This window comes from Candidatus Accumulibacter necessarius (assembly GCF_036625085.1).
On the sequence record NZ_JAZKUM010000006.1, the window covers coordinates 293,762 to 319,622 of the forward strand.

At 64.5% G+C, this 25,861-nt stretch carries 20 protein-coding genes and 5 pseudogenes; 18 read left to right on the plus strand and 7 right to left on the minus strand.

All coding sequences use genetic code 11. The features are described 5' to 3' along the window. Positions 1-63 precede the first annotated feature (63 nt). The 6 genes and pseudogenes from V5B44_RS17815 (at position 64) to aceA (ending at position 6,787) form a co-directional block, all read left to right on the plus strand. Positions 64-1,650, plus strand: a complete 1,587-nt coding sequence (locus V5B44_RS17815) for a DEAD/DEAH box helicase (RefSeq protein ID WP_332360332.1) — start codon at positions 64-66, stop codon at positions 1,648-1,650. 51 nt (positions 1,651-1,701) lie between these two features. Further along, entirely contained in the window at positions 1,702-2,352 is a 651-nt protein-coding gene (locus V5B44_RS17820; protein WP_332360334.1) for a helicase-related protein, read from the plus strand. Positions 2,353-3,399: 1,047 nt separating this feature from the next. Further along, positions 3,400-3,576: pseudogene (locus V5B44_RS17825) on the plus strand (UvrD-helicase domain-containing protein); the annotation flags it as partial. A 22-nt stretch (positions 3,577-3,598) separates the two neighbouring features. Next, on the plus strand, positions 3,599-4,759 hold the full coding sequence (locus tag V5B44_RS17830) for a UvrD-helicase domain-containing protein (RefSeq protein WP_332360335.1): 1,161 nt from the start codon (positions 3,599-3,601) through the stop codon (positions 4,757-4,759). An 84-nt stretch (positions 4,760-4,843) separates the two neighbouring features. After that, positions 4,844-5,326: a hypothetical protein gene (locus tag V5B44_RS17835; protein ID WP_332360336.1), complete on the plus strand. Its 483-nt coding sequence runs from the start codon at positions 4,844-4,846 to the stop codon at positions 5,324-5,326. 163 nt (positions 5,327-5,489) lie between these two features. Further along, a pseudogene (gene aceA / locus V5B44_RS17840) lies at positions 5,490-6,787 on the plus strand (isocitrate lyase). Positions 6,788-6,832: 45 nt separating this feature from the next. Here aceA and V5B44_RS17845 read toward each other — a convergent pair. Continuing rightward, positions 6,833-6,985, minus strand: a pseudogene (locus V5B44_RS17845) (IS91 family transposase); the annotation flags it as partial. A gap of 357 nt (positions 6,986-7,342) precedes the next feature. Between V5B44_RS17845 and V5B44_RS17850 the strand changes: the two are divergent. From V5B44_RS17850 to V5B44_RS17900, 11 genes and pseudogenes are all read left to right on the plus strand, one after another. Next, complete coding sequence (locus V5B44_RS17850) at positions 7,343-7,942, plus strand: hypothetical protein (RefSeq protein WP_332360337.1); 600 nt, start codon at positions 7,343-7,345, stop codon at positions 7,940-7,942. 297 nt (positions 7,943-8,239) lie between these two features. Beyond that, positions 8,240-9,226, plus strand: a complete 987-nt coding sequence (locus tag V5B44_RS17855; RefSeq protein ID WP_332360338.1) for an RNA-directed DNA polymerase — start codon at positions 8,240-8,242, stop codon at positions 9,224-9,226. After that, entirely contained in the window at positions 9,223-9,846 is a 624-nt protein-coding gene (locus tag V5B44_RS17860; RefSeq protein ID WP_332360339.1) for a hypothetical protein, read from the plus strand. Before V5B44_RS17855 ends, V5B44_RS17860 begins: the two co-directional genes overlap by 4 nt. 143 nt (positions 9,847-9,989) lie before the next feature. Continuing rightward, positions 9,990-10,283: a nucleotidyltransferase family protein gene (locus V5B44_RS17865; RefSeq protein ID WP_332360341.1), complete on the plus strand. Its 294-nt coding sequence runs from the start codon at positions 9,990-9,992 to the stop codon at positions 10,281-10,283. Between the two features lie 38 nt (positions 10,284-10,321). Continuing rightward, on the plus strand, positions 10,322-10,540 hold the full coding sequence (locus V5B44_RS17870; RefSeq protein ID WP_332360342.1) for a HepT-like ribonuclease domain-containing protein: 219 nt from the start codon (positions 10,322-10,324) through the stop codon (positions 10,538-10,540). A 330-nt stretch (positions 10,541-10,870) separates the two neighbouring features. Then, positions 10,871-11,975 (plus strand): peptide chain release factor 2 gene (gene prfB, locus V5B44_RS17875; RefSeq protein WP_332360343.1). Its coding sequence is split into 2 segments (ribosomal slippage): positions 10,871-10,951 and positions 10,953-11,975, totalling 1,104 coding nucleotides; the frame shifts between segments, so codons are not numbered across the junction. 278 nt (positions 11,976-12,253) lie between these two features. Continuing rightward, positions 12,254-13,542 (plus strand): annotated as a pseudogene (gene lysS, locus V5B44_RS17880) (lysine--tRNA ligase). A gap of 53 nt (positions 13,543-13,595) precedes the next feature. Beyond that, the gene (mnmC, locus tag V5B44_RS17885; RefSeq protein ID WP_332360344.1) at positions 13,596-14,564 is read left to right on the plus strand and encodes an FAD-dependent 5-carboxymethylaminomethyl-2-thiouridine(34) oxidoreductase MnmC; all 969 of its coding nucleotides are present in this window, start codon (positions 13,596-13,598) and stop codon (positions 14,562-14,564) included. After that, on the plus strand, positions 14,530-14,796 hold the full coding sequence (locus V5B44_RS17890; RefSeq protein ID WP_332360345.1) for a hypothetical protein: 267 nt from the start codon (positions 14,530-14,532) through the stop codon (positions 14,794-14,796). Before mnmC ends, V5B44_RS17890 begins: the two co-directional genes overlap by 35 nt. A 909-nt stretch (positions 14,797-15,705) precedes the next feature. Beyond that, the gene (locus V5B44_RS17895) at positions 15,706-17,748 is read left to right on the plus strand and encodes a hypothetical protein (RefSeq protein ID WP_332360346.1); all 2,043 of its coding nucleotides are present in this window, start codon (positions 15,706-15,708) and stop codon (positions 17,746-17,748) included. 70 nt (positions 17,749-17,818) lie between these two features. After that, entirely contained in the window at positions 17,819-18,085 is a 267-nt protein-coding gene (locus V5B44_RS17900; protein ID WP_332360347.1) for a hypothetical protein, read from the plus strand. On the opposite strand, the pseudogene V5B44_RS17905 reads toward V5B44_RS17900, so the two are convergent. After that, positions 18,082-18,551: pseudogene (locus V5B44_RS17905) on the minus strand (Lrp/AsnC family transcriptional regulator). The gene V5B44_RS17900 and the pseudogene V5B44_RS17905 sit on opposite strands and share 4 nt — an antisense overlap. Positions 18,552-18,727: 176 nt before the next feature. Between V5B44_RS17905 and leuA the strand changes: the two are divergent. Continuing rightward, positions 18,728-20,425 carry a 2-isopropylmalate synthase gene (gene leuA / locus V5B44_RS17910; protein ID WP_332360348.1) on the plus strand — a complete coding sequence of 566 codons (1,698 nt, stop codon included), beginning with the start codon at positions 18,728-18,730 and terminating at the stop codon, positions 20,423-20,425. Between the two features lie 96 nt (positions 20,426-20,521). Here leuA and V5B44_RS17915 read toward each other — a convergent pair whose 3' ends face one another. The 5 genes from V5B44_RS17915 to V5B44_RS17935 form a co-directional block, all read right to left on the minus strand. Continuing rightward, positions 20,522-21,475 carry a prenyltransferase gene (locus V5B44_RS17915; RefSeq protein WP_332360349.1) on the minus strand — a complete coding sequence of 318 codons (954 nt, stop codon included), beginning with the start codon at positions 21,473-21,475 and terminating at the stop codon, positions 20,522-20,524. A 178-nt stretch (positions 21,476-21,653) separates the two neighbouring features. After that, the gene (locus tag V5B44_RS17920) at positions 21,654-22,178 is read right to left on the minus strand and encodes an NADH-quinone oxidoreductase subunit B family protein (protein ID WP_332360350.1); all 525 of its coding nucleotides are present in this window, start codon (positions 22,176-22,178) and stop codon (positions 21,654-21,656) included. After that, complete coding sequence (locus tag V5B44_RS17925) at positions 22,178-23,740, minus strand: NADH-quinone oxidoreductase subunit C (protein ID WP_332360351.1); 1,563 nt, start codon at positions 23,738-23,740, stop codon at positions 22,178-22,180. The genes V5B44_RS17920 and V5B44_RS17925 overlap by 1 nt, the downstream gene beginning before the upstream one ends. 4 nt (positions 23,741-23,744) lie before the next feature. Then, positions 23,745-25,199 carry a hydrogenase 4 subunit F gene (locus V5B44_RS17930; RefSeq protein ID WP_332360439.1) on the minus strand — a complete coding sequence of 485 codons (1,455 nt, stop codon included), beginning with the start codon at positions 25,197-25,199 and terminating at the stop codon, positions 23,745-23,747. 1 nt (position 25,200) lies between these two features. Then, positions 25,201-25,860: a formate hydrogenlyase gene (locus V5B44_RS17935; protein ID WP_332360352.1), complete on the minus strand. Its 660-nt coding sequence runs from the start codon at positions 25,858-25,860 to the stop codon at positions 25,201-25,203. Position 25,861: the final 1 nt, after the last annotated feature.

Below are 25,861 nucleotides of genomic sequence, written 5' to 3' on the forward strand. Positions count from 1 at the left end.
CTGGACGGGGCCAGTCAGCGCTCGGCGCGCCGGCAAAGCGGGCTGCCGGGTATCATGACGCCGATGAGCGATTCGCCCGAAATCACGCCAGACGCCCCACCCTTCCAGCCGCGCTGCCTGTCGATCGACCTCGAGGTCGGCCTGCGCAGTGGGCGCATCCGGCAACTGGCGGCGCTGCGCGGCGACAGCGGCGAGAGCCTGCGCTTCGACGGGGGCGACCTGGCGAGCGCGCTCGGCCGTCTCGATGCGCTGGCCGAGGGCTGCAGCTTCGTTCTCGGGCACAATTTCATCCACTTCGACCGGCCGCATCTCGCCGCGGCGCAGCCTCGCCTGCGCCTGCTGGCGCTGCCGGTAGTCGATACGCTGTGGCTCAATCCGCTGGCCTTCCCGCGCCACCCTTACCACCACCTGGTCAAGCATTACCAGGACGGCGGGCTCAGGCGCGGGCAGCTCAACGACCCGCTGCTCGACGCGCAGCTGACGCTCGAACTGTTCCACGACCAGTACCAGGCGCTGCAGCAGCGGCAGCAGCGAAGCGCCCGAACTGATGCTCGCCTGGCACTGGCTGACGACGCTCGACGAGCGGCTCGCCGGACGGTGAACAGCTTCTTCGCGACGCTGCGGCGCCAGCTTCGCCCGAGCGACGCCGCGGCGCGCCAGGCGATCGCCCGCCTGCTCGACGGCAAGGGCTGCCGGACGCAGGCCCTGCAGGTCGTGGACGACGCGGCGCAGAGCAACTGGTCGCTGGCTTACGCGCTCGCCTGGCTGTCGGTTGCCGGAGGCAACTCGGTGCTGCCGCCGTGGGTGCGGCATCAGTTCCCCGGCGCCGGCGTGCTGATCCGGCGCCTGCGCGACCAGGCCTGCGGCAAGCCCGACTGCCCCTGGTGCAGCGAGCACCACGACGCCGGCCGGGAACTGACTCGCTGGTTCGGCTTTACCGGTTTCCGCCCGGAACCGGCTGGCGCCGACGGCCGCCCGCTGCAGCAGAGCATCGTCGAAGCGGCGCTGCGCGGCGAACACCTGCTCGCCATCCTGCCGACCGGCACCGGCAAGTCGCTGTGCTACCAGATTCCGGCGCTGTCGCGCTTCGAAAAGACCGGCGCGCTGACCGTCGTCATCTCGCCGCTGGTCGCGCTGATGGCCGACCAGGTGGCCGGGCTGCGGGCACGTGGCATCGACAGCTGCGTGGCGATCAACGGCCTGCTGTCGATGCCCGAGCGCGCCGACGCGCTCGACCGCGTTCGCCTCGGCGACGCCGGCATCGTCATCATCTCGCCCGAACAACTGCGCAACCCGACGCTGCGCAAGGTGCTGGCGCAACGCGAAATCGGCGCCTGGGTTCTCGACGAGGCGCATTGCCTGTCGAAGTGGGGGCACGATTTTCGTCCCGACTACCGCTATGTCGCGCGCTTCATCCGCGAAAAGGCCGGCGACGGTCCGGTGCCGCCGGTGCTGTGCCTGACCGCGACCGCCAAACCCGACGTGATCGCCGACATCGTCGCCCACTTTGCCGAAAAGGTCGGCGTCGAGCTGCGTTGCTTCGACGGCGGCGCCAGCCGCAGCAACCTCGACTTCGCCGTGCTGCCGACGACGCCGGCCGAGAAGCTGGCGCACATCCACGAGCTGCTGGCCGCCGACACTGCCGAATGACGGCCGGGCGGCGCCATCGTCTACTGCGCGACGCGGCGGAACAGCGAGGAAGTGTCTGCTTTCCTGACCCAGAAGGGGCTGCTCGCTGCGCACTTCCATGCCCGGCTGCCGCCCGAAAGCAAGAAGAATGTGCAGGAAGCGTTCATTCGCGGCGACCTGCGGGTGATCGCCGCGACCAACGCCTTCGGCATGGGAATCGACAAGCCCGACGTGCGCCTGGTGATCCACGCCGACATTCCCGGCTCGCTCGAGAACTATCTGCAGGAGGCCGGCCGCGCCGGCCGCGATCAGCAGGCGGCGCGCTGCGTGCTGCTGTACACGCCGGAGGATGTCGAGCGCCAGTTCGGCATGTCGGCGCGCTCGCGGCTCAGTCGCAAGGAAATCCAGGCGATCCTGCGCTCGCTGCGCCAGCTCGACCGCAAGAAGCGCAAGGACGGCGAAGTGATCGCCACGCCCGGCGAAATCCTCGCCGAAGATGAAGAGGGCGGCTTCGAACGCGACAGCGCGACCGATGACACACGCGTGCGAACCGCCGTCTGCTGGCTCGAGGAAGCACGCCTGCTGACCGCGAAGAGAATCAGGTGCAGGTCTTCCCCTCGTCGCTGCGCGTCGCCTCGGTCGAGCAGGCGCGCCAGCGGCTGGCGCGCGCGTCGCTGCAGAGCGAATACCAGCGGCAGTTGCTGGCGCTGGTCGAGGCGCTGATCGGCGCGCCGGCCGACGAGGGGCTGTCGACCGACGAGCTGATGGGCGTCACCGGGCTCGGATCGGAGAAGCTGCGCAGCCGCCCTGCACGATCTCGAGCGCCTGGGGATCGCCAGCAACGACACGGCGCTGACCGCCTACCTGCAGGTCGGCGTCGAGAATTCGTCGCGCAGCGTCTGAAAGAGCGCGTCGCAGCTCGAAGTCGCGCTGATCGACCTGCTGCGCGAACAGGCGCCCGACCTGGCGCAGCGGCGAGAGCTCGCTGCTGCACCTGCGGCTGCTCAGCCAGCGCCTGCAGGACGAGGGCCACCCCGGCGCCCTGCCGGAAACGGCTGCGCCAACTGCTCGCCAGCCTCGCCGGCGACGGCCGCAACGACGAGGCGGACTCGGCAGCATCGCGCTGCGGCGGATCGACGCCGAAACGGTCTCGATCCGCCTGCAGCGCGACTGGTCGGCGCTGGCGAAAACCGCGCAATTGCGGCGGACCGCCGCCGCGCACCTGCTCGACCATCTGCTCGCCTGCCTGCCGGCCGGCGCGCGCGGCGCCGACCTGCTCGCCGAAACGACGCTCGGCCGGCTGCTGGCGGCCATCGAAGCCGACCTGCTGCTCAAGTCGGAGGTCCGGGAGACCTCGCGCCTGCTCGACCGCGCGCTGCTCTGGCTGCACGAACAGGAAGTGATTCGCCTCAACAAGGGGCTGGCGGTTTTCCGCCCGGCGATGACCATCCGCCTCGACGCCGACTGGAAGCGGCAGTTCCGGCAGCCCGACTTCGCGCCGCTGCAGCTGCATTACGACGAGCAGGTGCTGCAGATTCACGTCATGGCCGAGTACGTGCAGCGCGGCCTGCAGGCGATGGCCGATGCCCTGCGACTGACGCTCGACTACTTCCGCCTGCCGCGCGACGAGTTCATGCAGCGCTGGCTACCCGACCGCGGAGCAGGAACTGGCGCGGCAGACGACGCCGCAGTCCTGGCGCCAGATCGTCGAGGCGCTGGCCAACCCGGTGCAGCAGGCGATCGTCGCCGACGATCGCGAGACACGCCAATGTGCTGGTCCTCGCCGGTCCCGGCTCGGGCAAGACGCGCGTCCTCGTGCATCGCATCGCCTACCTGGTGCGGGTGCGCCGCGAGAACCCGCGCGGCATTCTGGCGCTGGCCTACAACCGCCACGCCGCGGCGCAGATCCGCCAGCGGCTCGGCGATCTGATCGGCGACGACGCGCGCGCGGTCAGCGTCCTGACCTGCGATGCCCTGGCCATGCGGCTGGTCGGCGCGAGCTTCGTCGGCCGCGACCGGCTGCTCGCCAACGAGGGTTTCGAGGCGGCGCTCGACGAAATCCGCCAGCAGGCGATCGCCCTGCTGCGCGGCGATCGAACTGCCGCCGGAGCAGGCCGACGAACAGCGCGACCGGCTGCTCGGCGGCTTTCGCTGGATTCTCGTCGACGAGTACCAGGACATCGGGCCGCAGCAGTACGAACTGATCGGCGCCCTCGCCGGACGCAGCCGCAGCGACGAGGACACGCGCCTGAATCTCTTCGCCGTCGGCGACGATGACCAGAACATCTACGCCTTCAGCGGCGCTTCGGTCGAGTTCATTCGCCGCTTCGAGACCGACTATGCCGCGCGCGCCGTGCATCTGGTCGACAACTACCGCGCGACGGCGCACCTGATCGACGTCGCCAACCGGCTGATCGCGCCGGCGGCGCAGCGCATGAAAGCGGCGCAGCCGATCCGCATCGACCGCGCGCGCCGCCAGCAGCCGGCGGGCGGCGAGTGGGCGAAGATCGACCCGCTGGCAAGGGCCGCGTGCAGATCCTGCCGGTCGGCGGCGACGCCGCACGCAGGCGTGGCCGTGCTCGGCGAGTTGCAGCGCCTGGCCAGCCTGACGGCGGACTGGGACTGGGCGCGCTGCGCGGTGATCGCGCGCGAGTGGCAATGGCTGCAGCCGCTGCGCAGCTTCTGCGAACTGCACGGCATCCCGGTGCAGATGGCGAGGGAAGAGGGCCTGCGCAGTTCTGGCGCCAACGCGACACGCAGTGGCTGCTCGACTGGCTGCACGACGACTTGCACGCGCCCTGATCGACGCTCCCCGCGATCGCCGCCTGGCTGGCCGGGCGACCGGCCAGTCCGGTGGCGCGATGCTCGACGAAGCGGTCGCCGAATACAGCGGCGAGACCGGCGGCGCCGACCTGCCGCGCCAGCACTTCATCGAATGGCTGGCCGAATGGGGCCGCGAAGCGCGGCGCCGGCAGAGCGGCTTGCTGCTGCTGACCGCGCACCGCGCCAAGGGTCTCGAATTCGATCATGTCGCGGTGCTCGACGGCGGCTGGGAACAGGCAGCGAGACCGTCACCACGACGCTCAGCGAAGACCCGACGCCGAGCGCCGCCTGTACTACGTGGCGATGACTCGCGCCCGGCTGACCCTGCTGCTGGCGCGCTTCGATCGCGGCCACCGCCTCCTCGACGAACTGCCCGGCTGCCGCCTCGCTGTTGCGCCGTACGGCCAGCGAACTGCCGGCACCGGCAGCCGAACTGTCCTGGTGCTACCAGCAACTGAACCCGGGCGAGGTGGACCTCGGCTTTGCCGGTCGCTCAGGCGCCGGCCATCCGGTCCATCGGCGAATCGCCGCGCTGAGCCCCGACCCGCTGCATCTGCAGCAGGAAGACCGGCGCTGGCTGCTGCGCGATGCGCAAGGCAATCTGGTCGGCCGAAACTCGCCGCCAGCTACACGCCACCGGCCGGCATGGACTGCGTCGCGGCGCGCGTGGCGGCGATCCTCGTCCGCTACCGGAGCGACAGCGAGCCCGAATACCTCGCACCGGATTCGCTGCGAGCGCTGGGAAGTCGTCCTGCCGGAACTGGTCTTCGCGCCGGCGCAGACGGCAGGCATAGGCAGTGGGCATTTCACGCAAGAGAATTTCGTTTCGCAATGCGGAAAGGCGCCGGCAAGCAGCTGTTTTGCCTTCGACTAAAAAATACATCTTATGTCTTATATAAGACTGTTGCCTGCATTAGCAAAAGCCGTTATACTGGATACCATTGGTCGCCCCTGTCGGTGCCTGGAATGTTCCTGCTTCGACCCCCGGGCGTCACCATTGTCGCAACTGCACTTCCTAATTTTCGTGAGGCCAAATCATGAGTACTAAAGAGCAACAGATCGCCGAACTGGAAAAAGACTGGGCCGAGAACCCCCGCTGGAAGGGAATCAAGCGCGGCTATTCGGCGGCCGATGTCGTCCGCCTGCGCGGTTCTTTCCCGATCGAATACACCGTCGCCCGTCGCGGCGCCGAGAAGCTCTGGAATCTGGTCAATAACGAGCCCTACGTCAACTGCCTCGGCGCGCTGACCGGCGGTCAGGCGATGCAGCAGGTCAAGGCCGGCGTCAAGGCGATCTATCTGTCGGGCTGGCAGGTTGCCGCCGACAACAACTCCTACGCCGCGATGTACCCCGACCAGTCGCTGTATCCGGTGGATTCGGTGCCGAAGGTCGTCGAGCGCATCAACAACTCTTTCCGTCGCGCCGACGAGATCCAGTACTCGAAGGACGTGAACCCGGCGACAAGGGCTACATCGACTACTTCGCGCCGATCGTCGCCGATGCCGAAGCCGGTTTTGGTGGCGTGCTGAACGCCTTCGAACTGATGAAGGCGATGATCCGCGCCGGCGCAGCCGGCGTGCACTGGGAAGACCAGCTGGCTTCGGTCAAGAAATGCGGCCACATGGGTGGCAAGGTCCTGGTGCCGACGCAGGAAGCCGTACAGAAGCTGATCGCCGCCCGCTTTGCTGCCGACGTCTGCGGCGTGCCGACGCTGGTCATCGCGCGTACCGACGCCGAAGCCGCCGACCTGCTGACCTCCGACTGCGACGACAACGACAAGCCCTTCGTCACCGGCGAGCGTACCTCGGAAGGCTTCTACAAGACCCGCAAGGGTCTCCAGCAGGCGATCTCGCGCGCCGTCGCCTACGCCGAATACGCCGACCTGGTGTGGTGCGAAACCGGCACGCCGGATCTCGAATTCGCGCGCCAGTTCGCCGAAGCCGTGCGCGCCAAGCACCCCGGCAAGATGCTCGCCTACAACTGCTCGCCGTCGTTCAACTGGAAGAAGAACCTCGACGACGCGACGATCGCCAAGTTCCAGAAGGAACTCGGCGCGATGGGCTACAAGTACCAGTTCATCACCCTCGCCGGCATCCACAACATGTGGTACCACATGTTCGACCTGGCGCAGGACTACGTCAAACGCGGCATGACGGCCTACGTCGAGAAGGTCCAGGAGCCGGAATTCGCGGCCCGCGACCGCGGCTACACCTTCGTCTCGCACCAGCAGGAAGTCGGTACCGGCTACTTCGACGAAGTCACCACCGTCATCCAGGGCGGCACCTCGTCGGTCACCGCGCTGACCGGTTCGACCGAAGAAGAGCAGTTCCACTGAGCGAGCAGTAAGTCGCCAAAAAGCCGCGCATCGCGCGGCTTTTTTTTGTTCCACGACGCTCAGGAAAATGCGCAGCGCCAGCCTCTCGACCGCCTGATCCTGTTCGAGGTGATAACGCAGCCGCTTGGGAACCGATAGCACCCACTGACGGATCAGCAGTCGCGGCAAAACGTGTTCGGCCAGGTGGGGGGCGGTTTTCGATCATTCGGTCGGGCCCGGGCCCCGCGCGGAGCGGGGCGGGATTCGCATGACTTTGCAAGCGCCACCGGGGCGGATTTCGCGATTGACGCCCCTTAATCAAGGCTGATATATTCACGATGGTGCTGCTGGGTCTCCTATCCTTTTGTCATTGCCAGGACGACATCTCGGTTTGCCTCCATGCGATGCCCTCAAGGAAACGCTCTGGAGAAGCGGCTGAATGGGAATGTCAAACTCGCCGTCATTGAGCATCTCATGATACTCGCTCGTCGTGGCGCTTCTCGGCTCATCCGTGCCAAAGAAGCCGGTGAAGCCGGCTGCCTTGCGCGCTGGTAGTCCCAGCAAGAAGCATTAGCCGTGCTGACCGAGTACGAAAAACGAGTCACTATTGCTGGTAGAGTGTGTGTCGCTAGCGCACTAACTGTCGCGCTTTTGATATCTCTGGCAACTATAGCTCCGGATGTATGGAGCATCCATCCTCTTTTGTGGTTGCCTGTTGGGCTGTCGGTTTCTTGTTCATTCTGGTATGCCTGCTGGGGGACCGCAAAAGCAAAAGGTTACAGTGGGTGGGTCGGCGCGGCATTGCCCGCCGTCCTTAGTATCGTTGGAGTCATCATTCTTATCCTGCTCAGGGATAAGACGGACGGCGAGGCATCTGACCCTACGGAAATGTCTCCCCCAAAGAGTACTATCTCAACTCCACAAGTCCGAGTTCCAATGCGTAATATTGCCACTCTACTGAATATCTCTCTCCTGATCACGGTCGCCTACCTGATGGTCAAATTTGGGCCACCGCACGCAGGCAACGCTTGGATCTTCACTCTGATGGTCCTTGCGCCCCTAGCGTCACTCTGGGTGATTCGTCACGGAACAGCTCAAGATTGGCTATCTTTGTTTCTGCAACGTAAAGCCCTTGAGGAACAGAAAAAGGTTGATGAATTGAAGAAAGGACACTAGCTGTTTCAACTGTTCAATCAGCAGCCAGTGATGTGGAGAGCACGACAAGTGATGTCGCGATTTCTGAGTTCTGGGGACAGAATACCTAATTCGCACCGCCTTCATACCCCACCCGGTTCTATCCTTTTCGGCACTTCGACGTTGAAATGAGCAATTTCGTGTACTGTCCCGGAGATCCCAAGAAGGCATCGAGGCTTGTCTGAGTTTCGACATCAACGTAGTCGCCGCCAAGAAGAAGTCTTTTGTCATCAGAGATTTGTTCGACGCCTTCGTGCATGCTTGTAAGCCCAATATTGAATGACCTCACCCCTCTCCAATCTGCTCGCGCGCGGCTACTTCCCAAAGGAATTGCCGCCGCCCTTCAATACGCGATCATTTGGCGCCTTTGCAGATACGGCGCCGGCAGCTATACATCTGAATACTACCAAAAAGGGGATGAAGTCCAATTTGACAACGCAACCGGCGATTCATAACCTGGCACGGTCTGGGACCCTGCGGAGAAAATTGTCCATACCGAATCCGGTCAATCAATATCAGGTCGCGCGCGCCATTGTCGAGGGATGGAAAACGGTAAAGACCGCTTGTGCGCTATCTCCGTTTTCTCTGACTACACCGCGTTACTTGAAACATGGCGCACGTGCCATCAACCCGGTGAGTGCATTCGACGCAATTCCGGTGGCGCGGGCCCGTTCCCGCACTGCGTCTCGCTACTTGCTGACCACTGATTTGAGCCAGTTCTATCCGAGCATTTACACACACTCCATTCCCTGGGCGCTGCATACCAAGAGCGTGGCGAAAGCTAAGCAGAACGACTACACGCTGCTGGGGAATGTGTTGGACTTGGCGATACGAAACGGCCAGGACAAGCAGACAATCGGCATTCCCATCGGGCCGGACACGTCGCTCGTGATCGCAGAAGTCATTCTCTCGTCGGTTGATTCTAGGCTCGGCGGGGCGATCACGAAACGGGGTTTTCGCTACATCGACGACATCGGCTGCGGCTTTCGGACGATTGCAGAAGCTGAAGAAACACTAGGGCAATTGCAGCACCTGATTGGCGACCTTCAGCTTCAATTGAACCCGAAGAAAACCCGCATTATCGAACTTCCCTCAGAGATCGAGGCATCTTGGGTTCCGCACCTTCGTTTGTTCGCCTTTCGCGCATCGTCGGCCAGCGCGCAGCGGACCGATTTGGTGGGTATTTCGGCAGGGCGTTCGAGCTTGCCGCGATGCACCGGGAAGACGCGATTCTCCGTTACTCGGTCCAGCGTCTGCGGTCGGTGAATATTCTTGAGAAGAATTGGGCGCTATACGAGAGCCTGCTTCTTCAGTGCCTCTCGGTCGAGCCGGGAACGGCACCGGCGGTAACTGGCGAACTGTATAAATATCATCTTGGCATGCCTCTGGATCTGTCCCGCATCGCCGAATCCTTGCAGCAGTTGATCGAGGATCACGCCCCACTGCATCACGGCAGCGAGGTGGCCTGGGCGCTTTGGGCAGCGATTTGCCTTGACTGCAAACTCGACGCAAAGATTGTCGAGAAGGCGTTGCTGGCTGCCGATCCTTGTGTGGCGCTCTGCGTCTTGCACGCGAGAGCAAAAGGGCTTGTTCTCGGGATTCCGGATGTGTCGAGCCTTGAGGCACTGATGCACGACAAGGAGTTGATCGAGGGCCAATGGCTTCTCGCCTACGAGGCCAATGTGAAAGGCTGGTTGCCCAACACGGGCGGGAAAGATTTCGTCGCGGCCCATAAGCAATTTGGCCTGATGAAAGCGGCTGGCGTTTCTTTTTACGACGCTACCGCGACTCTCCCTGTAACGGTAAAGCCAGTCGTCGTGGAGGGCTACGGCGCCGTCGACGGTGATTTTGACGTGGGGTATTTGCTTGGTGACGTTTCAGGATAGCTCCTTGTCCCAAGGCAACATGAAGGGCGGATGATGTGAGAGTGGCCGCTTTCAGGAAATCGCTACGGCCGGAATGGGTCGATCACGGCCACTACACGGTTAAATAGTATTAACGCACTTCTCATCGGAGAGAGGAATCGCAAATGAAACCCTCTGAAGCACTGCAAAGGCATCGAGGCGAGATTCGCCGGATCGTGGAAGCCAACGACGCCAGAAATCCTCGTGTCTTTGGGTCCGTGGTTCATGGAAACGACACTGAGGACAGCGACCTGGATCTGCTGGTGGACCCCATTGACGGCAAGACTTCGCTTATCAGCTTGCTCAGAATCAAGCGAGAGCTTGAGGCGCTGCTTGGTGTCAGGACCGACGTGCTTACGCCAATGGCACTGCACGAGCGCTTTCCACCGAACGTGCTTCGGGAAGCTGTATCCGTATGACCCGCAAACCCCGCAGTCTGCCTGAGCGAAGTCGGGACATGCTGGAAGCTATCAGCAATATTGAATCCGACATTGGCGCAATGAGCAAGGATGGGTTTCTGTCCGGTAGCAAGACGCAGCGAGCCGTCATCAACAGACTGATCGTCATCGGGGAGGCAGGCAATACGATCGTGCAGCTTGATTCATCGTTCCTGGAAGCCAACTCAGCGCTATGGCAACACAGTTCAGGGATGCCTAAGAAATGCGGATCATCGTGACGCACGAGTATTGCCGCGTCGATGCCTCAGTGGTCTGGACCACGGTGCGGGACCATCTGCGGTGCTCAAGGCACAGTTGATCGAATCTGGCTTGGGGGACGACACAATTCCTCGCCGCGTGGGCCTCGGGCGTAATGACGCCGCCTGACGTGCTTGAACAGTTCGCGACGCGCGCGATCAGTCGCCGTCGGTCAGGCCCAGCCGCAGGTCGAGGCCGGCGGCTCACCAGACTTCAGGCTCATACCACGTTGGACAAGGTTGCCCGCCCGGTCCGACTCGCCGGCCGTATATAATGTGTGGTTCATTCACTACGCGAGCACAGCCCTCATCATGGAAGCCGAACAACTCAACACCATTGCAAACCGACTCGCCGACCTCGGTCAGCGGGCCACCGAGCTGCGGAGGTATCTTTGACTACGATCAGAAAGCTGATCAGTTAAAGGCCGTCGAGCGCGAACTCGAGGACCCGAAGGTCTGGGACAACGCCGAACGCGCGCAGGAACTTGGCCGCCAGAAGCGGTCGCTGGAAAATGTCGTGCTGACCCTGAACCGGGTTGGCGATGGCCTGCGCGATGCCGGCGAACTGTTCGAGATGGCGCGCGAGGAAGACGACGACGAGACGCTGCAGGCGGTGATTGCCGACGTCGACGGTATCGAGAAAGAGGTTTCCGGACTTGAATTCCGGCGCATGTTCAACAACCCGGCCGACCCGCTGAACTGCTTCGTTGACATCCAGGCCGGCGCCGGCGGCACCGAAGCGCAGGACTGGGCGGCGATGCTGCTGCGCATGTATCTGCGCTACGCCGAGCGCAAGGGCTACGCAGTCGAAGTGCTCGAGGAATCCGAAGGCGAGGTCGCCGGCATCAAGACGGCAAGCATCAAGCTCTCCGGCGACTACGCCTACGGCATGTTGCGCTCGGAGACCGGCATCCACCGCCTGGTACGCAAGTCGCCATTCGACTCGAATGCCCGCCGCCACACCAGCTTCTGCTCAGTGACGGCCTACCCCGAGATCGACGATTCGTTCGAGGTCGACATCAACCCGGCCGATCTGCGCATCGACACCTATCGCGCTTCCGGCGCCGGTGGTCAGCACATCAACAAGACCGACTCGGCGGTACGCATCACGCATCTGCCGACCAATATCGTCGTCCAGTGCCAGAATGACCGCTCGCAGCACCGCAACCGGGCGGAAGCGATGGCGATGCTGAAGTCGCGCATCTACGAAGCCGAGATGCGCAAGCGCCAGGCCGAACAGCAGAAGCTCGAAGACGCCAAGTCGGACATCGGCTGGGGCCACCAGATCCGTTCCTACGTGCTCGACCAGTCGCGGATCAAGGATTTGCGAACCAATGTCGAAGTCGGCAATACCCAGGGCGTGCTCGACGGCGACCTCGACCAGTTCATCGAAGCCAGCCTCAAGCAGGGCGTGTAATCAGTGGAACGCCTGCCCAACCCGCCAAAGCACCGATCACGAGAAACCCACTCCATCATGTCCCAGACCGATACCCCCGCCGACTCCTCGCCGCAGGACGAAAACCACATCATTGCCGAACGCCGCGCCAAGCTCGCCGAATGGCGGCAGACCGGCCAGGCCTACCCGAATGACTTCGCGCGCGAGAATACCGCCGGCAAGATCAACGATCTCTACGACACCAAGACCCTCGAGGAACTCGCCGAGGTGCGGTCGAAGTCCGGATCGCCGGCCGCATCATGCTCAAGCGGGTCATGGGCAAGGCTTCGTTCATCACCCTTCAGGACCTCTCCGGCCGCCTCCAGGCCTACGTCAGCCGCGACCACGTCGGCGAGGAAACCTACGCGACGTTCAAGCGCTGGGACATGGGCGACATCGTCGGCGTCGTCGGCACGCTGTTTCGCACGCGCACCGGCGAACTGACCGTCGACTGCTCGGAAATCCGCCTGCTCGCCAAGTCGCTGCGACCGCTGCCCGAGAAGTTCCACGGGCTGACCGACCAGGAACAGAAGTACCGAATGCGCTACGTCGACCTGATCACTAACGAACAGTCACGCTTCACCTTCGCCGTGCGCAGCCGGATCGTCCAGTCGATCCGCAACTACATGGTGAAACACGGCTTCCTCGAAGTCGAAACGCCGATGATGCACCCGATCCCCGGCGGCGCCACCGCCCGGCCCTTCGCCACCCACCACAATGCACTGGACATGGAGCTGTTCCTGCGCATCGCGCCCGAGCTTTACCTCAAGCGGCTGGTCGTCGGTGGGCTCGAAAAGGTCTTCGAGATCAACCGCAACTTCCGCAATGAAGGCATCAGCCCTCGTCACAACCCCGAATTCACGATGATGGAGTTCTACGAGGCGTACTCGGAGTACCACCAGATGATGGACTTCACCGAGGGCTTGCTGCGCCAGAGCGCACGCGAGGCGCTGGCCGAGCGAAGTATTCGAGTACCAGGGCCGCCCGCTGGATTTCGCCAAGCCCTTTGCCCGCCTGACGATCATCGAAGCGATCCGCCAATTCATCCCGGCTTCACCGTCGCGCAACTGGACGACGCCGCCTGGCTGCGCGCCAAGCTGACGGCGATGAAGGTCGAGGTGAGTTCGCAAGCCGGTCTTGGTGCGCTGCAACTGATGCTCTTCGAAGAGACGACCGAAGCCGAGCTCTGGGATCCGACCTTCATCATCGATTACCCGGCCGAAGTCAGCCCGCTGGCACGCCGCAGTGACACCACCCCGACATCGCCGAGCGCTTCGAGCTGTTCATCGCCGGCCGCGAGATCGCCAACGGTTTCTCCGAGCTCAACGACCCCGAAGATCAGGCGGCGCGCTTCCTCGAACAGGCGAAAGCCAAGGAAGCGGGTGACGAGGAAGCGATGTACTACGACGCCGATTACGTGCGGGCACTCGAATACGGCCTGCCGCCCACCGCCGGCTGCGGCATCGGCATCGACCGCCTGGTGATGCTGCTGACCGACTCGGCGAACATCCGCGACGTGATTCTCTTCCCGCAGATGCGGCCGGAGTAGGCGAGAGTCGCAGCGATAGCAGCGGCGAGCCTGGCCAGCGTGGCCGCCGGCGCATGAGCCAGGCGATCGTCATCGGCGCCGGCCTGGCCGGCAGCAGCGCCGCCGAACGGCTGGCCGCACGCGGCTGGACGATCACGCTGATCGAGCGTGCGCCGGCGCCCGGCCAGGGCGCATCGGGCAATCTCGCCGGCGTCCTGCGCCCCCTGCCCTCACTCGACAACAATCGGCTGGCGCAACTGACCGCTACCGGTTTCCGCCATGCCCGCGAGCATTTCGCCGCCCTGACCGCCGCCGGCCTGCCGCTGCGCTGGGGACAGACCGGCGTGCTGCATCTGGCGCGTGACGACCGGCACGCCGCCACGCAGCAGCAGGTGGCGGCGACCCAGCTGCCCGCTGCCGGCGAGTTCTGTTTCGTCGACCGCGAACGCGCCAGCCAACTCGCTGGCTGGCCGGTCGCCAATGGGGGCTGGTGGTTTCCCGACGGCGGCTGGGTCGATCCGGCATCGCTGTGTCGGGCCAATCTGGCACGCCACGCCGCGGCGATCACCCCGCACTACGGCTGCGAAGTGGCGCAGATCGGGCGCCACGCGGAACTCTGGCACGCCAACGACGCCGGCGGCAGAGTCATCGCGGCTGCGCCGGTCCTGATCCTGGCCAACGCCAGCGACGCCAGACGCTTCGCCCCCGCTGCCCACCTGCCGCTGCGCGCCGCGCGTGGTCAGGTTTCGCATCTGCCGGCAGCCACCGGTTCAGCGCCTGGCATCGTCGTCTGCCGCCTCGGTTACGTGACGCCGGCAATCGACGGCCTGCGCTGCGCCGGCGCCACCTTTGCCGTCGATGACGAGCAAACTGAACTGCGCGAGGCCGACCATGCCGAAAACCTCGCCAAACTCGATTTCATCCTGCCGGGCTACAGCAAGGACCATCGACCGGGCAGCGCTCGGTGGCCGGGTCGGCTTTCGGCCGCTGTCACCGGATCGCCTGCCGATGATCGGGGCCGTTGCCGACGCCGCCGCGATTGATCCTGCGCGCCCTTCGCGACCGCTCGCCGAAATGCCACGCCTGCCGGGGCTTTACCTGGTCAACGGCTTTGGCGCCCGTGGCATCGTCTGGTCGGCGCTGGCCGGCGAACTGCTCGCTTGCCTGATCACCGGCGCGCCGCTACCCGTCGCCGAAGATCTGGCCGGCGCCGTCGATCCTGGCCGCTTTCTGCTGCGCGGGCGCAACCGACGACCACGCAGTGACCGCGATTAGGTCTCTCCGATCGGCAGCGCCGTCTTGTTTACCACCCGGCGCAGGCAAGGCGCCGGTCTCGCGCCGGGAGGCGAACTGAAAGACGAACATCAGCAAGCCGTAGAGCAAGAGCGAAGTGAGCTTGTGCCAGCGTTTCTTGCGGTCTCTCGGGTCTGGAATCGTCGTCAATTGCGCGAGCATGGCGGGCAGCTCTTTGCGCAGGAGACGCATCTGTTGGCTCAAGGCCTCCTCGCGAGCTGCTTGTTCCTCGGGACGGTGGTAAAAGTCGAACATCGGTTGGGCAAGGGAACGGGGGTGCTGGGCAGTTCCCCCGTCGCGCTCAGTTTCAAGTTCAGCGCCTTTTCCTGCTGCTTCTTTGTTGAGCGAAGTACCTTGATGGCAACGCGTGTCGGGCGACGGCCAGGTTTGCTCATGACCGCGGGCTCCCCGGCGCGGCGCACAGTCGGTCGCGACAATCCGAGGTCAGCGGTTGGACCCACACCTGGCGGGGCGTGCTGTGATACGACTGGCCGGGGCGGACCAGCCCGCGCCCGCTTGCTTCCAGGTTGCTTCCCGTGTGGAGCGGCCAGCCAGACGAGCAGCTGCTGGCGCCGCGCGCAACCGGCCGGATCAGCAAGGATCCACAGTGACCCAAGACGAGTTGTCATTGCCTGTCGTGGGAGGACTCGTGCTGTGGTCATCCGTGCGACCGGGCGAATAGGCACGGACACTCGGCGAAGCGTGATTCGGATGACCTTCCGTGGGTTCCTGCGAGCCAATCCGAGATTGACGCCGCTTCACGGGAGCCCATATACTTTCGCTGATGCCGTTGGATTTCCTATCCTTGCGGCACTCCCGCGTCTGCCGACGGCTGGCGGCGCATCCGGTATTTCGCCTTGCCAACTGCCGCCTCACTATGAGGATTCCACGATGCAAGTGATGTCCTCGCTGCGCGCCTTCCTCGAACTCGATGTGACCCCGGACGCCGATGGGGCAGCGGCCACGCGGATCAGCAATCGCCGGCGGGCACGGGTCTTTGCGGCGGTCTTCTTCCTCGTCATGCTGCCCGGCCTGGCCTGGGATTTCCTGCGGCCGGCCGAGTACCGGGCGACTGCCAGGGTGGAGATCACTCCCGGAAGCCACGAGCCGCGTCCGTTGACGCCGGCAGCGACCGGCGAGGCCGGCCAGCAGTCTGCGCCGCGTGCCACGGCCGGAGTGCTGACCGAGGTCGAGGTGCTGACCAGCCGTCCGCTGCTGGAGAAGGTGGCCGCGTTGCTTGCCTCGGCCGGTCACGCGTCGACGATCGACGGTAACCTCGTCGAGCAGCTGAAGGGGATGATCCACGCGGTGCCGGTGACCGGCACGGCTGTCGTCGAGCTGCAGGCAACCGGTGCAAAGCCGACTCTGCTCGCCGCGGCACTGAACGCGCTGGTCGACGCGTATCGTGATCAGATGCAGGCGTCGCATGAAGTGGTCTCGGACGAGGGACTGGCGCAGGCCGGCGAGGAAGTCGCCCGGCTTGGCCAGGCAGTAAGCGAGCGACGCGAGCGTCTGGAAGGTTTTCGCAACACGAACGGCGTCGTTTCCGGCGAGCGCGAGGAGAACGATGCCGTCGCTCATTTGAAAGGGCTGAGCACCGCACTGAATACGGCAACCGAGCGCGCCGCGATCGCCGAGTCCCGACTGCGCGCCTTGCGCGAGGGCGGTGGCGCGCGGGCGATGGCAGCGAAGGATGATCCGACGTTGGCAGGAATGGAACAGCGCGCGTCGCAGGTGCGCCAGGAGATACGCGAGCTGGAGCGGACTTACACCCCGCATTTCATGAGCCTCGATCCGCAAGCGCGGGCGTTGCGCATTCGCCTGAGCGAACTGGAACGGCAGATCGAGGTCCAGCGTGCGACGGGTCGTGAGGCAGGGTTCGCCGCCGCCGAGGAAGATCTGGCCAGCGCCCGGGCAACGGTCGAGCGCCTGCAGACGCAGATCAGGAACCAGCGCGCGAACGTGCAGGTCTTTTCACAACGCTTCGCACAGGCGAAGTCGCTCGAAGACGATCTCGCACAGATCGAAAAAGCACACCGTGCGGCGCTCGAGCGTCTTGCCAGACTTGGCGCCAGCGAGAGCAGCCGGCTACCGGCACTCCAGGTGGTCGAGGCGGCGAGCGTTCCGCAGTCGCCATTTCGACCAGAGTATCTGCGTGACGCACTGCTCGTGACGGCTGCTGCCTTCGCTCTCGGACTGCTCGCCATCTGGTTCGTCGAGCTGTTTACGCGTTCGCCTCCTGCCCAAGGCGCGGCGACGACGACAGTCGTCATTCCACAAACCTGGCCGATGCCTGGCCATCCTGCCAGGCAGCTGGCGGGGAACATGGCCGGCGCGCTGTCGGCCGGCATTCGGCCGCCGATTGACCTGCTTCCCGACCAGTCGCAGTCGGCGCGCGAATTGAGCCAAGAGGAAGTGGCGGCGCTCCTCGCGGCATCCGCCGGCGAGGAGCGTTTCCTGATCGCCCTCCTGATGCTAGGTTTGACGGCCGACGAAGCGATCCATCTCGCTCATGAAGACTTCGATCCTGCCGCCGGAACGTTGCGTGTCCGCGGTAATGCCCCGCGCCACTTGCACGTTCCACCATGGCTGATGGCCTGCCGGGCGGCACTGCCTGGCGATCGCTCGGCGCCGATGCTGGCCGATGCAGCCGGCGCACCAATCGCCGCGGCCCACCTCCAGTCCGTAGTGATCTGCGCCGCCTTCGACGCGGGTCTGGCGGACGCTGCGAGCCTGACACCGGAGGACCTTCGACACACCTGCATCGCCTGGCTCGTGCGACAGGGAGTACGCTTCTCGGACCTGGCGGCTTTGGTCGGACGGCCGAGCGCCGAAGCGCTCGCCGCTTATGCCGAGCTCGCTTCCCCGTCGCCGCGACTGGCCGCCAGCACCATTGATCCGGTGATGCCGGCACTGCGGCACTTCGCTTCCTGATCAGGGGCCTCACCCCGCTGTCGTCGCATGATTCGGCCGGAGGGAGACGCTGAATGCGGATCGCCTGCCAATGATCGGTGCTGTTGCCGATGCCGCCGCGATTGATCCGGCGCGCCCTTCGCGACCGCTCGCCGAAATGCCCCGCCTGCCGGGGCTTTACCTGATCAACGGCTTTGGCGCCCGCGGTATCGTCTGGTCGGCGCTGGCCGGCGAACTGCTCGCCTGCCTGATCACCGGCGCGCCGCTACCCGTCGCCGCAGATCTGGCCGGCGCCGTCGATCCTGGCCGCTTCCTGCTGCGCGGGCGCAACCGACAGCCACGCAGTGACCGCGACTAGGTCTCTCCGATCGGCAGCGCCGTCTTGTTACCACCCGGCGCAGAACAAAGCTCGAATGGACACCGGTCACCCCCTTGATACCGGTGATCCGATTGAGCAGCAGATCCTGATAGGCGTCCATGTCCTTGACCACCACCTTGAGCTGGTAGTCGGCTGACTGGCCGGTGATCAGCAGACATTCCATCACCTCCGGGATCTCGCTGATCGCCGCTTCGAGGTGGCTGAAACGCTCCGGGGTGTGCTGGTCCATGGAAATGTGGATCAGCGCCATCAGCGACAATCCCAGCGCCTTCGGATCCAGCAGCGCCCGGTAGCCGGTAATCAACCCCGCTTCTTCGAGCGCGCGCACCCGGCGCAGGCAAGGCGACGGTGACAGGCCGATACGGTCGGCCAGTTCCTGGTTGCTGATGCGGCCCTCCTGCTGCAGTACCTGCAGGATCTGCCGGTCAAAGCGATCGATTTGCATGCGATTGCCTTACTTTTTTCAATGTGTGATTTTTATATCGAATACTTTGCATTTTACGCAATTTTCTGCCAATTTTGATCGCCTATTCGAGACAACAACGCAAGCACCTGCCGGCCCCTCCGGCGTAGCATGTGGCTCATCAGGAACATTCAAGACCGAACCCCAGGAGCCCAACCATGTTGAACGATCCATCGATCAAATACACCCCCTTCCCGGCCATCAGGCTCGCTGACCGCCAGTGGCCGAATCGTACCCTCAGCGCCGCGCCGATCTGGATGAGTACCGACCTGCGCGACGGCAACCAGGCGCTGTTCGAGCCGATGAACGCCGAGCGCAAGATGCGGCTGTTCCACACGCTCTGCGACATTGGCTTCAAGGAAATCGAGATCGCCTTTCCGTCGGCGTCGCAGACCGACTTCGATTTCGTCCGCCAGCTGATCGAGGGGGGTCATGTCCCCGACGACGTGACGATCGAGGTACTGACGCAAGCGCGCGAGCAGCTCATCCGGCGCACCATCGAATCGCTCAAGGGGGCACGGCGGGCGATCGTTCATGTCTATAACGCCACGTCCAGGCCGTTTCGCGAGAACGTGTTCGGGATGAGCAAGGCGGAAGTGGTGGATATGGCGGTTGCCGGCGTTCGGCTGATCAGGCAGTTGACGGCCGAACAGCCGGAAACCGAATGGGTGCTCGAATACAGTCCGGAGACCTTCACCGCGACCGAACTCGACTTTGCTCTCGAGGTCTGCGATGCAGTGACCGCCGCCTGGGGGGCGACGCCCGACGACAAGGTGATCCTCAACCTGCCGACGACGGTCGAAGTGACGACGCCGAACGTCTATGCCGACCAGATCGAGTGGATGCACCGCCACCTCGCCCGCCGCGACAGCGTCATCCTCAGCGTCCATCCGCACAATGACCGCGGCACGGCAGTGGCCGCCGCGGAGTTGGCGATGATGGCCGGCGCCGAGCGCGTCGAAGGCTGCCTGTTCGGCAACGGCGAACGGACCGGCAACGTCGACCTCGTCACCCTGGCGCTCAATCTTTACACCCAGGGAGTCCACCCGGGCCTCGACTTTTCGGACATCAACGCCGTCGCACGCACTGTCGAGTACTGCAGCCGCTTACCGATCCACCCGCGCCATCCCTATGTCGGCGACCTGGTGTTCACGGCTTTTTCCGGATCGCACCAGGATGCGATCCGGAAGGGCTTTGCCGTGCAGCAGGCGGATGCGCTCTGGCACGTCCCCTACCTGCCGATCGACCCGGCCGACGTCGGCCGCAACTACGATTCGGTGATCCGGGTCAACAGCCAGTCCGGCAAGGGCGGCGTTGCCTATCTGCTCGAGGCGGAATACGGCATCGTCCTGCCGCGTCGATTGCAGGTCGAATTCTCCCGCGTCGTCCAGGGTCACACCGATCACCATGGCGGCGAGATCACAGCCGCCGAGATCTGGCAGCTGTTCTCGCGGACCTATCTCGGCAGCGAGCATCCCGTGCGCTACCTCGAACACCATCTCTTCGAGCATGGCAGTGCCCAGGGAATCCGCCTGAGCGTCGAGATCGACGGCAGGGTCCACCTGCTGGCCGGCGAAGGCAATGGTCCGATCGACGCGGCAGTGCATGCGTTGCGCGCCGTCGGCCGGGTCGTGCAGGTGCGCAGCTACGAAGAACGCTCGCTGGCCAGCGGCGGCAAAGGCAGCGACGCGCATGCCTGCGCCTTCCTGGAGGTCACGCCGGCCACCGGTTCTGGCGAATGTTACGGCGTCGGTATCGATGCGAACATCGTCACTGCGTCGATCCGGGCGCTGGTGAACGGCGTCAATCGGCTGGCAGCGGAGGCGGTCGCGGGAGATGAAACACGCGCTGCCTGATCCGCCGGCAGCGTCACCCGGAGCCCATCGCTCTCTGCTCCAGTGGCGCCGGGCCTTCCTGTCCCTCTTGCAGCCGAATCCCGGTGTGGCAAGCGATCACGACCAGTTCATCCAGGCGAGGACAGTCGCCAGGATCGCGGGCTGGAGGTGGGCTGCAGCGATCGTCATCGGCAGCGCGGGCCGGAGCCGGGCCGGCTCGTGGGCATGGGCGGAGAGAATCCGGCCAGCCTTGATGGCGGGCAGCAGGGCCAGCAGGGAAGCCAGGGCGAGAGGCGGCAACTGACGCGAGCCGACCAGGCCGACGATGGCCAGCGCTGACAGGAGCAGCAGCAGCCAATAGCCTCGTGCGGCCACGGCCGGCTCGAGACGAGCTACCCAATGCCGCTTACCGGCCAGAATATCGGCCGCCCGGTCGGGAAACTGATTGATATAAAGGATATTAGTGACCAGCAGAGCATAGGGCAGGCCGAGCAGCCAGGGCCGGGGAGAGATCGCGCCACGCTGCACGAAATCGGCACCGGCAACGATCAGCAGGAAGCCAGCTGCGACGCATGGTTCGCCCAGGCCTCGGCTGCTCAACTTCAGCGGCGGCGCCGAATAGGCCCAGCCAATCAGCAACCCGGCCAGTCCGATCCCGAACAGGCTGCCCCCCCGGGTGGCAATCAGCCACAGCCCACCGGCGATCACCCCGCTGAACAGGACCAGGGCATAGGCCAGCATCTGGCGCGGCGACATCACACCGTTCTGGATGAAGCGGGAGCCGCCGGTGAAAGGGAACAGGCGGTCCACATTGACGGCATCGCTACCGTTGAGGTGATCACAGTAGTCGTTGAGGACATTGACGCCGGCCTGGGTGGCCACGGCCAGGAACCCGGTCAACAAGGCGAGAGCCCAGGAGAAGGCGGCATCCAGGGCGCTGCTAAAGCCCAGCAGGCACCCCGCCAGGGCGATGCTCAGGAAAGCCGGCCGGGTGGCCAGCAGATAGCGCCGCAACGGGCTGGCCAGGGCTTCCGGCGTCGGTTCCAGGCGTGGGGCGGCGACCTTGCTCATACGGTTGTCGCGCGCTGACGCCGCCATGGCAGAGGTTTTTGGGGACGGTATGGGTGATTCTCCTTAACAACCCGGGCAGACCAGAAACGTCCACCTTAGCTTCAGCTGCGGCCTTCCGTCAGCTCCCCTGGCGATAGCCGGCGTCGAGAGGGCTCCGGATTGAGTCCTCAGCCGCCGTTCACCCCGGGGCCGCCCGACACCGTCTCACTGCCGTCAGAATCCCGCGCAGGATATCGATCGGCGCCGGCGGACAACCGGCGACCGTGACATCGACCGGAATGACGTTGGCTACGCGACCGCAGCTCGCGTAGCCCTCGCCGAAGATGCCGCCGCTACAGCCGCAGTCGCCGACCGCAACCACCAGCTTCGGTTCGGGCGTCGCGTCATGGGTCCGCCGCAGAGCCAGCGCCATGTTGCGCGAGACCGGCCCGGTGACCAGCAGCAGGTCGGCGTGGCGCGGGCTGGCAACGAACCGGATGCCGAGGCCCTCGATATTGTAGTAGGGATTGTTGAGCGCGTTGATCTCGAGTTCGCAGCCATTGCACGAGCCGGCGTCGACCTGGCGAACGGCCAGCGCCTGGCCGAGAATGGTGAGCAATTCGTCATGGATGCGCCCGGCTTCAACACGCGGAGCATCGCTGCATTCGGGCGGCGGTTCGCTGCAGAGGCCCTGGCGTGTAATCTGTCGGAGAATGCGCCACATCAGAGGTCGTGTCCTGCATAGCTGAGGTTGAAGGACTTGTTGATCAGCGGAAAGTCCGGGACGATGTTGCCGATCACCGCGTGCTCGAGTACCGGCCAGTTCTGCCACGAGGGATCGTGAACGTGGCAGCGGCGGATGGCGTTGGCGCCGCCCTCGCCGTCCCAAAGCAGCGCCACGAAGACTTCACCGCGCCAGCCCTCGACCCAGCCAGCGCCGCACGCCGCCTTCGCCGGCAGCCGCAATGCGCTGCGCGTCTCACCCTCACCGAGCTGCGAAAGCAGCAGGCGCAGCAGGCGCAGGGACTCCTGGATTTCGTCGAAACGGACTGCCACCCGCGCAGCGACGTCGCCATTGCCTTGCGTCGACATCTTCACCGCCAGTCGGTCATAGGGTGGCCAGGGCTGATCGCAGCGCAGATCGGCGGCCCGGCCACTGGCACGACCGGCGAGGCCGGTCAGACCGAGGCGAGCAGCCAGCTCCGGCGGCACGCGACCGGTAGTCATGAAGCGATCCTGCAGGCCGGCATGCTCGTCATAGACCTGGCGCAACGCCTGCACCTCGCGCTCGATCAGGTCGCACTGGCGCGCCAGCCGGTCGCTGGTCGCCTGGTCGATGTCCATGGCCACGCCGCCGGGAACGATGCAGTCCATCATCAGGCGGTGACCAAAAGCTTCCCTGGCCAGGCGCAACCAGTCTTCCCTGAGGCGGGAGAACTGGGCAAGGCCGAAGGCGAAAGCGGCGTCGTTGCCAAGCGCACCGAGGTCGCCAAGGTGATTGGCCACCCGCTCACGCTCCAGCAGCAGGGCGCGCAGCGAAGCAGCGCGCTCGGAAACCTGGCAGCCGGCCAGCGACTCGAGCGCCATGCACCAGGCCCAGGCGTATGCCACCGTCGAGTCCCCCGAGACCCGCCCGGCCAGACGATACGCTTCGAGCGGTGGCAGTTCGGTGAAGCGCTGTTCGATCCCCTTGTGCTTGTAGCCCAGGCGTTGCTCCAGACGCAGCACCTTCTCGCCGACGACCGAAAAGCGGAAATGCCCAGGCTCGATAATCCCCGCGTGCACTGGTCCAACCGGAATTTCGTGGACACCGTCACCTTCGACCCGAACGAAGGCGTAATCGCTGACTTCTCTCGCCACCTCGGAATTCTTTTCCAGCGCCCCGTGGCACAAGGGAAAGCAGCCCGCTGGCCAGGCTCCGTGATTGAGCCACGGCCTTTGGTCAGCGGCGCCGTCGGCCGTCACCCCCAGCAGATCGGCAGCGGCCCGCTGCATGCGCGCCGCGCAGGGAAAGATTGGCGCCAGATCCGGATAGCTTGAACGCCTCTCGCCGAGCGGCAGGTCGAGCCAGAGCAGACCTTCGCGAACGACATACGCTGATGAGACGACCAGACTGCCGGCCGCGCCGCGCGTGCAGTCGGACGCCCACAGCGCCAGCAGGCGCCCGCCCTGCTCGGACACGCCGCGTGCCAGCACCCGCCAGGTTTCAGCGCGGACCGTCGCGCGCCAGATCGGCAGCGGCGCCGGCAATCGTTCACAGTCCAGGCTGAAGCCGGCAATCCGCATCGACTCAACCTCCAATCATCTGCGCCGCCTGGCGATACCAGGCGTCGAGGTAAGGCGGAATGTACAGGCCCAGCATCAGGCCAAGACCGAGGTGGGCAAAGACCGGGACCAGCGCTGGAGGGTGGCGCAACGGCTTGACCGAGGTGTCGCCGAAGACCATCGGCTGCACGCGGCTGAAGACCGAGGCGAAAGCAACGCCCAGCGCCAGCAGCAGGAAGGGTGTGGCCCATGGCTGCTCGCGCATGGCGGTCGTGAGAATCAGGAATTCACTCGCGAAAACCCCGAAAGGTGGCATGCCAAGGATGGCCAGTGAGCCGAGCATCAGACCCCAGCCGACCGTCGGGCTGACCTTGATCAGGCCGCGGATGTCGGCCATGTTCTGCGTCCCGGCCTTCTGCGTCGCATGGCCGACGGCAAAGAAGATACCCGACTTGATCAGCGAATGGACCGTCATGTGCAAGAGGCCGGCATAGTTGGCAATCGGGCCGCCCATGCCGAAGGCGAAGGTGATCAGCCCCATGTGTTCAATCGACGAATAGGCGAACATGCGCTTGACGTCCTTCTGCCGCGACAGGAAGAACGCTGCCACGACCACCGACAGCAGCCCGAAAGCCATCATCAAGTGTCCGGCGAGATGACTCTGCAGCGCGCCATCGGTCAGCACCTTGCAACGCAACAGGGCATAGACGGCGACGTTGAGCAACAAGCCCGAAAGCACTGCCGAAACCGGCGTCGGGCCTTCGGCATGGGCATCTGGCAACCAGTTGTGCATCGGCACTAGGCCGACCTTGGTGCCATAACCGATGAACAGGAAGGCAAAAGCCAGGGTGATGATGGTCGGATCAAGCCGAGCCTTGACCGCGTCGAGATTGGTCCAGAGCAGGGCGCCGCCCTCGAGGCCGATCACTTTTTCCGCTGCCATGTAGAGCAGCACGGTACCGAACAGCGCCTGCGCGATGCCGACGCCGCAGAGAATGAAGTATTTCCACGCGGCCTCGAGGCTCGCCGGGGTCCGGTAGACGCTGACCAGCAGGACGGTGGTCAGCGTCGCTGCTTCCATGGCGACCCACAGGATGCCCAGGTTGTTGGTCGTCAGCGCGATCAGCATGGTGAAGCTGAACAACTGATACATGCTGTGGTAGAGGCGCATGCGATTAGGCGTCATCTTGCCGTGGTCACGCTCAACGCGCATGTAGGGCCGCGAGAAGATCGCCGTGGTGAGACCGACGAAGGCGGTCAGGGTGACCAGGAACACGTTCAGGGGATCAATGTAGAACTCGCGCGACCAAGCGAACAGTGGCCCGTCGGAGATCACCCCGACGGTCAGCACGCAGGTGGCGACGAAGGTCCCCAGGCTGAAGGCGACGTTGACCTCGCGCGCGCTGTCGCGGTGCCCGGTCAGGGCCAGAACCACGCTGCCGAGCAAGGGAATGCCGAGGACGAAAAACAGGGTTTCCAGTTCAGTCTTCCTTGAGCTTTTCGAGGTGGCTGATGTCGAGGCTGTCGAACTCTTCCCGAATATGGAACATGAACACGCCAAGAATCAGGATGCCGACCAGCACGTCGAGGGCAATACCCAGTTCGACGACCATCGGCATGCCGTAGGTCGCCGAGGTGGCGGCAAAGAACAGGCCGTTTTCCATCGACAGGAAGCCGATCACCTGCGGCACCGCCTTCGAGCGCGTAATCATCATCATGAACGAGAGCAGAACGCAGGCCAGCGCAATGCCCAGCGTGCCTCGGGCAACGCTGACCGAGAGCTTGGAGATCGGCAGCGCCAGGTTGAAGGCGAAGATGACCAGGGCGATGCCAATGACCATGGTCATCGGGATGTTGATCAGGGTCTCGACGTCCCAGCGTACGTCGAGACGATTGATGACCCGATAGAGCAGCAGCGGGATCAGGATCACCTTCAAGGCCAGCGTGATGCCCGCCGAAACGTAGAGGTGTGGCTGGTGCGTGGCGTAGCCGACCAGCACCGTCGCCGCGACCAGGGTTATTCCCTGGGCGGTAAACAGGTGAATCAGGGACAGAATCCGCCGCTGCGAAATCATCGCGAACGATAGCATCAGCAGGATTGCCGCAAAGAGATTGATCAACTGGCCGACGAGTTCGGTCATC

What these genes read in the sequence shown, in the direction of transcription:
- V5B44_RS17815 (WP_332360332.1), top strand. Translation starts at nt 64, where the DNA reads ATGAGCGATTCGCCCGAAATCACGCCAGACGCCCCACCCTTCCAGCCG.
- V5B44_RS17830 (WP_332360335.1), top strand. Translation starts at nt 3,599, where the DNA reads ATGCCCTGGCCATGCGGCTGGTCGGCGCGAGCTTCGTCGGCCGCGACC.
- V5B44_RS17855 (WP_332360338.1), top strand. Translation starts at nt 8,240, where the DNA reads ATGACCTCACCCCTCTCCAATCTGCTCGCGCGCGGCTACTTCCCAAAG.
- V5B44_RS17865 (WP_332360341.1), top strand. Translation starts at nt 9,990, where the DNA reads ATGAAACCCTCTGAAGCACTGCAAAGGCATCGAGGCGAGATTCGCCGG.
- V5B44_RS17870 (WP_332360342.1), top strand. Translation starts at nt 10,322, where the DNA reads ATGCTGGAAGCTATCAGCAATATTGAATCCGACATTGGCGCAATGAGC.
- mnmC (WP_332360344.1), top strand. Translation starts at nt 13,596, where the DNA reads ATGAGCCAGGCGATCGTCATCGGCGCCGGCCTGGCCGGCAGCAGCGCC.
- V5B44_RS17890 (WP_332360345.1), top strand. Translation starts at nt 14,530, where the DNA reads ATGATCGGGGCCGTTGCCGACGCCGCCGCGATTGATCCTGCGCGCCCT.
- V5B44_RS17895 (WP_332360346.1), top strand. Translation starts at nt 15,706, where the DNA reads ATGCAAGTGATGTCCTCGCTGCGCGCCTTCCTCGAACTCGATGTGACC.
- V5B44_RS17900 (WP_332360347.1), top strand. Translation starts at nt 17,819, where the DNA reads ATGATCGGTGCTGTTGCCGATGCCGCCGCGATTGATCCGGCGCGCCCT.
- leuA (WP_332360348.1), top strand. Translation starts at nt 18,728, where the DNA reads ATGTTGAACGATCCATCGATCAAATACACCCCCTTCCCGGCCATCAGG.
- V5B44_RS17915 (WP_332360349.1), bottom strand. Translation starts at nt 21,475, where the DNA reads ATGAGCAAGGTCGCCGCCCCACGCCTGGAACCGACGCCGGAAGCCCTG.
- V5B44_RS17920 (WP_332360350.1), bottom strand. Translation starts at nt 22,178, where the DNA reads ATGTGGCGCATTCTCCGACAGATTACACGCCAGGGCCTCTGCAGCGAA.
- V5B44_RS17925 (WP_332360351.1), bottom strand. Translation starts at nt 23,740, where the DNA reads ATGCGGATTGCCGGCTTCAGCCTGGACTGTGAACGATTGCCGGCGCCG.
- V5B44_RS17935 (WP_332360352.1), bottom strand. Translation starts at nt 25,860, where the DNA reads ATGACCGAACTCGTCGGCCAGTTGATCAATCTCTTTGCGGCAATCCTG.